An 11799-nucleotide genomic window follows, 5' to 3' on the forward strand; every position below is an offset into this window, starting at 1 on the left:
TTAGAGATTGATGACTATCTTTAATGAAAAAAGTTGAAGTCATATTTTTAAATGCTAATAAATCAGAATATTCTACCTTTTATTTCTACAGTTACAATCTATTTACATATAAGATTATTAGGATTATATTGACAATGAAAGAGAAAACAATAGATGGAAGGGGATGTTTTTTATGTTTAAAAAAGCAGCACTAGGGATTTCATCGTTAGCAATCACAGCGTTCGTCGGATTAGGGATGGCAACAGAAGCTTCAGCTGGACCAGCAGCACCACTTACTTCACTAAACGTCGTACAAGTAGAGTCTGAGCTGGGCGGAGTAGAAACAATTAACCAAAACAGCTTTAGCACAACACGTAACCACGGGGGAAAATACTTATATATTACAACGAAAGAGATGGGATACGGTCAAAATCCGTTTACTAAAATGAATGGTTCTAATGTAAAAAGTATTGGATCCACAATAATCGGCGGAAAACCAATCGTTGGCTGGTATTACAAATGGGATGCGTCTGGACATCAACAAGGAACATTTGAATACCAAAAAACATCTATAAACGCGCCATTTAATACAATGCGTACGTCAATTTATATCCAATAATTTTTGAAAACGTTCGCACATATAGAATAGTTAAAAAGGTACTTCTAGGAGTACCTTTTTTTGATTTGAATCACGTTCATCTATATTTACAATTCCGATTCCATAGCAAGAACACTTCCCATAAAACAAAATCCTTAACGTCTATAAAATTTATATGAACGCGTAATACAAGTCCGCTACAGTTAAAGTACGTAACTTTACATATTTCAACTCAATGAAAAAGGAAGAAACTGCAGTACTTACGCCGCAGTTTTAAATTCATCCATGAACTCACAGTTTTTAGATATATAGACATAAACGTACTACCTGCTACTCTTTTTTAAATTCAAGATTAAAAAAGAGTAGCTAAACTTATATAAGCTTAGCTTAATGGGTATGTGGCGAAACTTTAAAATTAATTAAATCTTTTTCATAGCATAAATAATTTTGTATAGGCAGATGAAAGGATTTTTTAAAATAATAAAGAAGTATGTATAAACAAATATATAAATGGTAGTGATTAGGATGAAAATCAGTAAGTTTGCAGAAGTAAATAATGTAAGTGTAGATACGATTAGACATTATATGGACCTCGGACTCGTTATTCCCGAGAAAAAAGGAAGTCACTATTTTTTTGACGAGTATTGTCAAAAGGATATAGAACTTATATTAGAGTACAAATGGCTAGGGTTTAGCTTGTATGAAATTAAAGAACTGTTTCTTTATAAAAATTTAGGGAAATCCTTAGACTATGAAAAGGATAATTTTTATCAATCTTTATTTAAAGTAAAATATGAAAAGATTGAACAAGAAATAAAAACTTTAGAGGAACGAAAATGCAAATTAAAGGAAGCGTTACATAATTTATCTATAGAAACTGAAATTTCGAGTTCAATTTTAGGGGTAGATTTAAAAGTACTTCATTTATTTAAATGTGTTAAGTGTAACGGAAATTTAATTCTTGAAGATGGCATTATTAATAAGAATCAAATTATTGAGGGAAAGTTAATTTGTAATTGTGGTGAAGAATACACGATTATTTCAGGGGTTTTAACAGCTGGCAACTCAGTGAAAGCGTATGAAAAGAAATCACTTGAAGATTCTATTTCGGATTATATTCATGAAACTGATACTGCTTTTTTGGAAAATGTTCAAAGAGGAGGAGAATGGGCGAAAAAGAAACTAATGCAATTAGATTTAAATGAAAAAATACTACTTGATTTAGGGTCTGGTATTGGGTTCTTTTTACGAAATATTTATGAAGAACTACCGGAAGAGTGTTTATATATTGCTGTTGATCGAGATTTGAATAAACTTTTACTTTTAAAAGATGTAATTGAGAGAAGAAATGTGAAAAGAAATATTGTATTTATCTGTGCCGACTTTCTAAACATACCTATTCAGAATAATTCTGTTGATATTGTAATCGATCAATCAGGTACAAGTAATTATAGTTTTGAATATGAGGAGTTCTTATTGTGTGAATTAAATTCCCTTTTTAAACACAATTGTTATTTATTAAGTTCATTTATTTTATTTAATAAATTTAGTATAAATAGCCAAATTGCACCTAGACTCAGAGAGAATTTTACATCTGCAAAAGTAACAAAAGAAATCGAAAATTTACAGTTTCAATCTATTGATGAAAGTACTTCAAATTATTTGATACGAGGGGGAAGGTACGAGGATTTCTTTGTTCAAGGAGAAGAAATTTATACATATTCATTTTTCGGAAAAAGATGGGGTTAACCCCATCTTTTATTTATTTTCCCTTAAAACTTTTCAAATAGTACATATTGCTATTGGGTTGACCCAAGAACTTACAATGTACGTAACACAAAGTTAGGCAGGGGGAAAAGTGATGGGAAGTTTACGATTACATATAGAAAATAAAAAAAGCAATCAAGAATTAAGAAATATTAGTTTATATTCAATTGCAAAAACAGTATCACTATTTGGTAGCTCTATTTATAGTTTTGCATTAGGATTGTATGTTTTACAAATAACCGGATCTGCGTTAAATTTTGCAATTTCGCTCATATTAGGAACGATTCCAATGATTGTTATGAATCCATTTGCCGGTGTCATTGCTGATAAGGTTGATAAAAAGAAACTGGTTATTTGTATGGATTTACTAAGCGGATTATTATTAATAACTGTTTATATATTAAGCAGCTATTATGGATTAAACTTATTCATCATTTATACTACTACCTTTCTTATGACAGTATTTACAACGTTTTTTGGAATAGGATTAGAGGCCGTAAAACCGAATATGGTTACTAAAGAACGGTTAATGAGTATTAATTCTATAAGTAAAATTATCGATTCTATATCTTTAATTTTAGGGCCTATGTTAGGGGGCATTGTTTTTGCAGTCTTTGATATGAAAACTTTTATAATTATTAACGGTATTTCATTTATCCTTTCGGCTATATCCATATTGTTTATAAACTTTAAATTGTGCGAGCAAAACATAAATGAGGAATGTTCAATTAGAGAAATTAATTTTATTGAAGATATAAAGGAGGGATACTCTTACTTATTGGAGCGGAAAAGCTTAAAAAATACTTTTAGTATTTTAATTTCACTTAATTTCTTTTTAGGCTTTGCTGTAACTGTTCCGTTGCCATACATTATTAACACAGTTCTCAATCTTAGTTCTAAGCAATTTGGTATGATTCAAGGGACTTTTCCGATAGGTATGATAGTTGGTGCAATATTAGTAAAAAAGATAACTGATTGTTTTTCTTATTCTTATCTATTGAAAAAAATAAGTTTTATGTTGGCAATTTTTATGATAGTTTCAGGAATACCTGTTTTATTTAAATCTATTGTAGTAAATAATTTGGTATATGTTACTACGTATTGCATGATTATGTTCTTTTTAGGGTTTATGATAGCACAAATTGATATTCCTTTAATGTATTTCATGCAAAATGAGATTCCTGAAGAATATAGAGGAAGAGTTCTTAGTATTGGATTAAGCTTAGGTAAAATAATGCAGCCAATAGCACTTGCAATATCAGGACTATTATTAAATTTCATTCCAGCCTACACGCTTCCCATTGCAGGGGGGATTGTATTTTTTACTTTGAATAAAATTTTAACAAATAAGTTAAATTTAGAAATTCATTCAAAAGATTATAGTGTTTAACGTAACTTAAAAAGCGCAGGATCAGCATCCTGCGCTTTTCTATCGTAATTCAGCTGTTTTTCTAATAACAATTTTATCAATATCATCTTCTTCATCACCAATAAATAATCCTCGTTCTTTTAAATACGCTTCAAAATATAAATCAGCTTCAGCGCGTTCATCATATGGCTTTACAGAGAGAACGAAACCTAATTTGTTTTGTTCTTCTAAATGAGAAGTGGAGATGTAAGCCGGTACATTATGGCGTAAAAAGAGTTCTTTAACCGGAATAATCATATCTTTCATTAATTTCGTTAGCATACCCATTTCAAACTCGAAATTAAAGCGATCTATACTAGACAAATCAGCGAATACTACACCGATAAAACCTGTATTAAATACTTCTTGATATTCTACATCTTCGTCATGGTCGCCGTAAAAATTCTTTTCGATTAAATAATTTACAAAATAAGCAACGCCATCACTTTGTTCAAATGGTTTCGTTGAAAGAACAAAACCAATTTTCTTTTGTTTATGTAAATACACACATGACATGTATGCTGAAATGTTATGTTCTTTAAATAAAGCACTTGTTGCTCCAGAGAGACCATCTAATACGTGATGAACAATTTGAAGTTTTTTACGAGCGAAATAATAGGATTTCTTTTGTAACTCCAATGTATCAATAAAGACAGAGCCGATAAAGCCTGTATTTGAAATAATAGGTGCTTGCTTTTTTCTTCCTCTGCGCTTTAATGGAGCCATTGTTAAAATCATCCCTTCATGTACGTTTAAAATAAAAAGAACATTTGTTCGCATGTTTATATTTTACTATTAAAACGCTATAAAGTAAAGGGTTTTTGATGAAAATATAACAAAAAAGACACCTTATAAAAGGTGCCTTAAACGCTGTAAGGAATAGGGTTTATCCTAACTATTTATATTATGATACAGAAACAATCTCTTCTGTATCTTCTACATCTAAATGACAGTCCATAGTACGAACATCTTGATCTTCATGACTTCCGAAATAAATAGTAATTTTCATATGTATCGCTCCTTTATTCTAGGAATACCTAAAATAATTACTAGTAATGTTAATATTTATTATATACCACTTTTTTCATTCCGACAACGTTATATCATTTTTAATTATTTTAAACTATAGAGCACAATTTAAAGAAGTACTTTTTATAGAAAAAGGTAAATTTCTAATATGTTATATTTAATATAGAAGGATTCGAGTAGTACTTTTTATGAAAAGGAGAACTATTGATGAATTATAAACAATTACTAATAGATAACTTTGTGTTTAAAACTTCATATGTTGCGCAATTTGTGCCCGGAATGAGTGTAAAAGAAACGAAAGATTATATTTCTGTTGATTGCGGATTACCTGCCGATACATTCAATGTTATTACTCTACTAAATAATAATTTAACGGAAGGGATTGAGAAATTATATAAGGAGGTATTCTACTATAATCAAAAAAAATTTCCAATGAGTATTTGGTTATGGGATGAGGAGCAAGAGCGAGATATAAAAAGCGAGTTAATTAAAATCGGTTTAAAAGAAGCGGAACAGAATATTGCGATGGTAGCAGACTTAGAAACAATTTCTCCACCAATAAACATGCCAGTAAGTTTTACAATTCAAGAAGCATCTTCATCTGGAAAAATAAAAAAATTTGGAGAAACATTAGCTAATCTATTCGGCACATCAGAAGAAGGTATACATGTACAAGCATTCTATAATCAAATTTCTAATCTTGATTTATGGAACAGTGAGAATATGAAACTATTTTTAGGATTTTATGAAGGTGAAGTCGTAACTGTTGGTTCATTGATATGTTCAAAAGATAGTATTGGTATTTATGACATAGCAACTAAAGAAGAAATGAGAGGACGAGGATTCGGATCTACTATGTTCAATTTCCTTCTGCAAGAAGCACAAAAATTTAAAAATACTTATTGTGTATTACAAGCTTCACACGATGGAATCAATATTTATAAAAAATCGGGATTTCAAGCTATCGGTAAAATGACTGTATTGGAAAATCGACATTTAATTGAGTAAATCATTCTAGTTAAATCGTCTTTATATAGGAGCTTATAAATCGTTATGAAAAAGATATATCTTGTTACAATAATTTGTGCCTTTATAGTAATAAGTATCTTTGTTTTTCAGAAAATAAATGAACATAAGTATACTAAAGCTATTAATCAATCAAATCATATAAAAAATATCGCACATAGAGGTGCTTCTGCGTACGCACCTGAACATACAATAGCAGCATATAAATTAGGACAACAAATGAATGGAGATTATATAGAAATTGACCTCCAAATGACAAAAGATGGACATTTAGTGGCTATGCATGACGAAACCTTAAATCGTACAACAAATGGTACTGGGCTAGTGAAAGAGCATACATTAGAAGAAATAAAGCAACTAAATGCAGGTTCTTTTTTTAATGAAAAATATCCGAACTTAGCAAAGAAAGAATTTGAAAATGCTAAAGTCCCAACATTAAAAGAAATTATTGAAACGTTTGGGCATAACGCGAACTATTATATCGAAACAAAATCACCTGATGAATATTTAGGAATGGAAGAAAAATTATTAGAAATTATTAATTACTACGAAATACAGGATAAAGTTATTATTCAATCGTTTAGTGAAGAAAGTCTACAAAAGATTCATAGCTTAAATAGTAATATATCCATAGTACAATTATTACCTTATAAAAAAGCAGTTCAATTAACAAAATTAGAGATAGAAAAGTATAAAATGTACTGCATAGGTCTTGGTATGAATTACAAATATATCGATTCAGATTATGTAAAGAAAATAAAGAAAAGTGGATTAGAAGTTCATCCATTTACAGTAGATAATGAAAATGATATGAAAAAGTTACTTGCATGGGGAGTCGACGGGATGTTTACCAATTATCCAGATCATTTACATTCAATATTGGATTTGAAAAATCATGAATAAGTAGTGTTATTCATAAAGGGAAAATTTACACAACCTGTATACTAGGATTATCAATGCAAGAAGGCATGTATCATATCAAAAGAAAATACCAAAAACCGCAACTGGAAGACCTAGGTTGTGGTTTTTTATTGCTTTGATTTCAGTTTACAAAGTTTGAAGCTAGAAGTGAAAACCTTTTTAGATGAATTGGCTTCTTATGTATTTGTACTTCATATCGTTCTAGGTATATGTACAACCCATGAGACGAATTTTGCATATGATAATAGAAAAGGAGATGTTGCATATTGAAATATCACAATAGAAATGTAAGTAATCTGAATAAATTAGCGGATAATACGAAAGCTGCCGCTTTTAAGTGGTATCAGTACTGCATTGACAATGGTATTGAAGTGTTAATTTACGAAACAATCCGTACGGTCGAGCGACAACGTGAATATGTTCGTAAAGGAGCATCGCAAACGATGCGCTCATATCACTTAGTAGGACAAGCATTAGATTTTGTTCCAATTCAGTCGAATGGTACAGAAGATTGGAATAGCTATAATAAAGAACCGTGGGCATCAGCAATTCGTTATGCTAAACAAATTGGCTTTGAATGGGGCGGTGACTGGAAAGGATTTGTGGATAGTCCGCATTTGCAATATAACTACAAAGGGTATGGAACGGATACTTTTGGAAAAGGTTCTCAAAACGTAGCGACTCCTCCTCCAACGAATGATGGTGTAGGGGTAGCTTATATTAACGGTAGCAATGTAAATTTACGAAAAGGACCTGGTACTGGATATGGTGTTATTCGCCAATTAGGGAAAGGAGAGTCCTACAAAGTATTTGGGCAATCAAATGGCTGGTTAAATTTAGGTGGCGATCAGTGGATTTATAACGATCCATCATATATTCGTTATACGGGAGGAAATGTACCCGCAACTTCACAATCATCAAACGATGGTGTAGGCGTAGTTACTATAATAGCGGATGTATTGCGTGTTCGTACCGGACCAGGAACAAATTACGGTATTGTGAAAAATGTGTACCAAGGTGCAAAATATCAATCGTTTGGATATAAAGATGGTTGGTATAATGTTGGTGGAAATCAATGGGTTTCTGGTGAATATGTTACATTTGTAAAGTAAAAATAAGAGCCGTCCTGTTGGGCGGCATTTTATTATAGATGTTCATAGGACGAGTGCTCATAATATCATTCGTAATATATAGAGTATAATTTTTCATTCTAATAATCAGAAAGTAATCAAAATGTAATTAATTTTAACTACGCTTTTTATATTTTTTTGATACACTGGCTACGAGGGGGATACCAATTAATGTGGGTAAAAACCAAAACCATATTGGCGGAAGTAAATTTATAATGGGAATATGGATGCCGACATTTACTAAAAGTGCGGTGACTGCACCTATATAAGAACCTAACATACCTCTAATGTGGTGATGGAGCCAATTTTTCCAACGTTTTTTTCGTGCGAGGTATCCATAAATTGCAAATGAATAAGAGAAGATTGCTACATAAAATAAATATGCGATTTTATCCCAGTTGATAATGGATAATATTATTGCCGTAAGGGTAATGACAACATAGGATGCATGATATATCTCGCCCCATTCAGTATGTTTTCCTTTCTTCTTTTGAGCAACCATCGCTACAATACCAGTGATTAAGCATATTGTTCCAAATAGTATGTGTATGGTTAAAAGAATGTTAAAAATGCTCATAATAATTCCTCCTTTTTTATTTTTATAGTATTGCAGTATAGGAGAAAAGTTGAAACATATTGTTTGTTGGCCTTAATATATTGAAATAAAGGTAATCCTAGAACAAATTTAAACGGACAAATTTTTCTTGATTTTAGTGAGCCACGTATTACGTGAAATGAAGGAGAGACTTCCATGTTTACATCTATTACATATTTACAATCAGGGAATGACAAACAACAAAAGGTATATGATGTTTTAAATAAACTAAACATAATGGAGGATTTAGCTTTGTATAGTCCCGTTCTTTGCGGGACAATCCCTATAAGAATTGATACTCTCCAATCTGACTTAGATATAGTAATGGAAGTACATAACTTTGATGTTTTTGAGCAGGAAATGAGATCTTTATATGGTTCTTATAGAGGGTTCAATATAAAAAAGAAAAAAATGAAAGGTACTGAATCGATAAAGGTAAATTTTGAATTCGAAGGTTTTGAATTTGAATTATTTGCTCAGCCTAAGCCAGTGCGTAACCAAAATGCATATAGACATATGATAGTAGAGCACATGCTATTAATGCAGCATCCACATATAAGGGAAGAAATTCTTCGCTTGAAAGAGAACGGTATAAAAACAGAACCTGCTTTTGCTCAAGTATTAAACATTGAAGGAGATCCTTATGAAGGACTTATTGTGTTGGGGCAGGAAATGCGGTTGTGGTAAATAAGATACATAAAAACTCCTCTATAGAAAAAGAGGAGTTTTTATTATGCCATTAGCTTACGGATTAATTCACTCAGCAATTTAACCCCGTGAGTCATTTGTTCTGGAGAAGCATATCCATATGATAAACGAATGTACGGTTCTGATTCTTCTTCATAAATACGTCCTGGATTTAAAAGAATTCCCTTTGATAGTGCCTCTGAAAATAATTTCTTCATCGGAATGCTAGGTACAACCTTAAGCCATATAAAGAATCCGCCGTTAGGAATATCCCAAGTGGCAATATCTGCACAATACTTATTTAAAGCCCGTATCATGATTTGTCTTCGTTCTTTTAGTTGAATTCTTACGTTTGCAACATGTTCTTCATAAAAACCTTTTTTTATCCATTCAGCAGCAACTCTTTGGGATAACGAACTCGATCCATAGTCTGTTTGCATTTTTATATCTGACAATCTTTCAATAACTGGTTCAGGTCCAATAATCCATCCAATTCTAAGTCCTGGGCTAAGTGTTTTAGATAGACTACCAACATATAATACATGTCCATGTTTATCTATTGATTTTAAAGGAGCTGGAGGGGGTTCATCAATCCATAACTCACGATAAATATCATCTTCAATAATAGGTAACTGTTCCTTTTCACATATCTTTATTATTTCTTTTCTTCGTTCTTGAGACATTAATATCCCAGTTGGGTTTTGAAAACTAGGAATAGAATATAAAATGTTTTTCTTTTGACTGTATTTAATGCGTTTTAATAATTCGTTAGGTAAAATACCGTGATGATCCATAGCTATACCAGATAAATTTATATTTGCTGATTGAAATACATGAAGTGAATATAAGTAAGAAGGTTGTTCAAGTAAAACAGTTGATTCTCTATGCAAAAGACCAATTGATATTAATTGCAATGCTTGTAATGCACCAGAGACGATTAATATAGAACCCGGTGATACATGTATTCCGAATGATTTTACGTAGTTACTTATTGCCTCACGTAACGGTAAAAAACCTTTTTGTTCTTCGTATCCGAAATAATCTAATTCGTCACTTACGTTTTTCATAATGGACTGCATCGTTTTTAGCGGGAAAATTTGAGGTGCAAGTTCACCTTTACTAAGATGGATAAGTGTTTTATTTGCTTCTGCTTCATTTATTTCTCGTACCATTAACTTGCTAGGTTTATGAATACCAGCTTTTACATATTCACTCCAATCAGGCGGGGGATTCGTCGCTAATAATGACCATGTATTATTTGTTACAACTGTTCCTGCTCCGATTTTCCCTTGAATTAAGCCATCTGCCATAAGTTCATCGAGCGCAGTTATTACAGTACTTCGATTTACATGAAATAATTTTGCTAACTGCCTTTGACTAGGGATCTTACTTCCGATCGGCCATTCTCCGTTTTCGATTTTTTCTTTCATATAATCTACTATCTGCCGATATTTAGGCAGTTTTTTATTCGTTGTCATAAAAAAACTCCCTCGTTCAATTTAAAAATGCCAAGTGGTTGGTTTTTACGATAAATAACTGGTTGAAGACATTGTATCAACTATTAAATATGATGAAAAGAAATAATTGGTAATTTAAAAATGGTTGGTTTATTAGAAAGGGAGAGAAAACATGCATAATAAAAAATGGGATTTACGCATTATATATGCACACGCGTTTACGATTCTTATATGGGGAACTGCTTTTCCGGCAATTCGTATGGGGCTTGAATCTTATACACCTGAGCATCTTACTTTACTACGCTTATTAATCGCTTCATTTATACTTCTGTTGTTTTCTTTTATCTACAAGTTACGGCTACCGGATTTAAAGGATATCCCAGCAATTTTTATGTTCGGTGCTTTAGGATTCACTTTTTATCACATTGCATTAAACTACGGCGAAAAAACAGTAAATGCTGGTTCTGCAAGTTTAATTGTTTCGGTCACACCTATAGTAACGGCAATTCTTGCTTCTATATTTTTAAACGAAAAAATGAAATTAAATGGTTGGATCGGTGGTGTAATTAGTTTTATAGGAATTGCTCTCATATCATTTAGTCAAGGAGATGCTATTCAATTGAATAGTGGGGGATTATTTATATTATTAGCAGCGATTTTAGAAAGCCTATATTTTGTTTTTCAAACTTCTTACTTAAAAAAGTACGGCTTCTTACCATTTACCATATATACAATTTTATCTAGTACTGTATGTATGCTTATTTTCTTACCGGGAATGTATCAAGAAATACTAGCAGCTCCTCTTGAAGTGAATGTGAGTGTTTTATATTTAGGCTTATTTCCAACAGTACTCCCATATATCGCATTGGCCTATATCATATCTCATGCTGGTGCTGCTGAGGCAACAAGCTCTCTATATTTAACCCCAGTAACTGCATGTTTTATTGCTTGGTTATGGTTAGGAGAAGTGCCAACTTTAGTTTCGATAATTGGCGGAGGGATTACTATACTTGGTATCGTGATTGCTCATATACCAGTATTAAGAAAAGAAAAACATAGGAATTTAGCAAATAATCAATCCGTATAACGTAATTCAATAATAATTTTATGATACTTTTTCATATAGTTTCTTTCTTATGTTGATAAATATAATATTTTGTATTTCAGTTAAATATTGTATGTTACATTTTATGTAGTAAGCA

Annotated in this window: 11 protein-coding genes; 8 read left to right on the plus strand and 3 right to left on the minus strand. The window is 31.5% G+C overall.

The window, feature by feature from the left end:
* Window positions 1-172 precede the first annotated feature (172 nt).
* From ACLBXA_RS05335 to ACLBXA_RS05345, 3 genes are all read left to right on the plus strand, one after another.
* Window positions 173-598 (plus strand): DUF4879 domain-containing protein, encoded by a 426-nt coding sequence (locus ACLBXA_RS05335; protein WP_000472921.1) that lies wholly within the window; start codon window positions 173-175, stop codon window positions 596-598.
* Between the two features lie 504 nt (window positions 599-1102).
* A complete protein-coding gene (locus ACLBXA_RS05340; RefSeq protein WP_000703286.1) occupies window positions 1103-2326 on the plus strand; it encodes a MerR family transcriptional regulator in 1224 nt (407 codons plus the stop codon).
* 112 nt (window positions 2327-2438) lie between these two features.
* Window positions 2439-3734, plus strand: coding sequence for an MFS transporter (locus tag ACLBXA_RS05345; protein ID WP_000535181.1), 1296 nt, complete (start codon window positions 2439-2441; stop codon window positions 3732-3734).
* 39 nt (window positions 3735-3773) lie between these two features.
* On the opposite strand, the gene ACLBXA_RS05350 is transcribed toward ACLBXA_RS05345, so the two are convergent.
* Window positions 3774-4478, minus strand: coding sequence for a hypothetical protein (locus ACLBXA_RS05350; protein ID WP_000035353.1), 705 nt, complete (start codon window positions 4476-4478; stop codon window positions 3774-3776).
* Window positions 4479-4988: 510 nt separating this feature from the next.
* Here ACLBXA_RS05350 and ACLBXA_RS05355 point away from each other — a divergent pair.
* The 3 genes from ACLBXA_RS05355 to ACLBXA_RS05365 all read left to right on the plus strand — a co-directional run bounded on the left by ACLBXA_RS05355 (window position 4989) and on the right by ACLBXA_RS05365 (window position 7840).
* Window positions 4989-5789 carry a GNAT family N-acetyltransferase gene (locus ACLBXA_RS05355; RefSeq protein WP_001107084.1) on the plus strand — a complete coding sequence of 267 codons (801 nt, stop codon included), beginning with the start codon at window positions 4989-4991 and terminating at the stop codon, window positions 5787-5789.
* 45 nt (window positions 5790-5834) lie between these two features.
* The gene (locus tag ACLBXA_RS05360) at window positions 5835-6710 is read left to right on the plus strand and encodes a glycerophosphodiester phosphodiesterase (RefSeq protein WP_000725654.1); all 876 of its coding nucleotides are present in this window, start codon (window positions 5835-5837) and stop codon (window positions 6708-6710) included.
* A gap of 284 nt (window positions 6711-6994) precedes the next feature.
* Entirely contained in the window at window positions 6995-7840 is an 846-nt protein-coding gene (locus tag ACLBXA_RS05365; RefSeq protein ID WP_000873744.1) for a M15 family metallopeptidase, read from the plus strand.
* A gap of 133 nt (window positions 7841-7973) precedes the next feature.
* Here ACLBXA_RS05365 and ACLBXA_RS05370 read toward each other — a convergent pair whose 3' ends face one another.
* Window positions 7974-8435, minus strand: coding sequence for a DUF2306 domain-containing protein (locus ACLBXA_RS05370; protein ID WP_000021744.1), 462 nt, complete (start codon window positions 8433-8435; stop codon window positions 7974-7976).
* Between the two features lie 174 nt (window positions 8436-8609).
* Here ACLBXA_RS05370 and ACLBXA_RS05375 point away from each other — a divergent pair, with 174 nt between their 5' ends.
* A complete protein-coding gene (locus tag ACLBXA_RS05375) occupies window positions 8610-9140 on the plus strand; it encodes a DUF4269 domain-containing protein (RefSeq protein ID WP_000495184.1) in 531 nt (176 codons plus the stop codon).
* 44 nt (window positions 9141-9184) lie between these two features.
* Here the strand turns inward: ACLBXA_RS05375 and norG are convergent, their stop codons facing one another.
* Window positions 9185-10618: an efflux pump transcription regulator NorG gene (gene norG, locus ACLBXA_RS05380; RefSeq protein WP_000210495.1), complete on the minus strand. Its 1434-nt coding sequence runs from the start codon at window positions 10616-10618 to the stop codon at window positions 9185-9187.
* 151 nt (window positions 10619-10769) lie between these two features.
* Here norG and ACLBXA_RS05385 point away from each other — a divergent pair, with 151 nt between their 5' ends.
* Window positions 10770-11684, plus strand: coding sequence for a DMT family transporter (locus ACLBXA_RS05385; RefSeq protein ID WP_447617130.1), 915 nt, complete (start codon window positions 10770-10772; stop codon window positions 11682-11684).
* The last annotated feature ends 115 nt before the right edge of the window (window positions 11685-11799 follow it).

This window comes from Bacillus sp. D48C (assembly GCF_053345735.1).

Bases quoted from the DNA above. Each gene is read 5' to 3' on its own strand.
- ACLBXA_RS05385 (WP_447617130.1), top strand. From the start codon at position 10,770: ATGCATAATAAAAAATGGGATTTACGCATTATATATGCACACGCGTTT.
- norG (WP_000210495.1), bottom strand. From the start codon at position 10,618: ATGACAACGAATAAAAAACTGCCTAAATATCGGCAGATAGTAGATTAT.
- ACLBXA_RS05350 (WP_000035353.1), bottom strand. From the start codon at position 4,478: ATGGCTCCATTAAAGCGCAGAGGAAGAAAAAAGCAAGCACCTATTATT.
- ACLBXA_RS05340 (WP_000703286.1), top strand. From the start codon at position 1,103: ATGAAAATCAGTAAGTTTGCAGAAGTAAATAATGTAAGTGTAGATACG.
- ACLBXA_RS05345 (WP_000535181.1), top strand. From the start codon at position 2,439: ATGGGAAGTTTACGATTACATATAGAAAATAAAAAAAGCAATCAAGAA.
- ACLBXA_RS05355 (WP_001107084.1), top strand. From the start codon at position 4,989: ATGAATTATAAACAATTACTAATAGATAACTTTGTGTTTAAAACTTCA.
- ACLBXA_RS05360 (WP_000725654.1), top strand. From the start codon at position 5,835: ATGAAAAAGATATATCTTGTTACAATAATTTGTGCCTTTATAGTAATA.
- ACLBXA_RS05370 (WP_000021744.1), bottom strand. From the start codon at position 8,435: ATGAGCATTTTTAACATTCTTTTAACCATACACATACTATTTGGAACA.
- ACLBXA_RS05335 (WP_000472921.1), top strand. From the start codon at position 173: ATGTTTAAAAAAGCAGCACTAGGGATTTCATCGTTAGCAATCACAGCG.
- ACLBXA_RS05375 (WP_000495184.1), top strand. From the start codon at position 8,610: ATGTTTACATCTATTACATATTTACAATCAGGGAATGACAAACAACAA.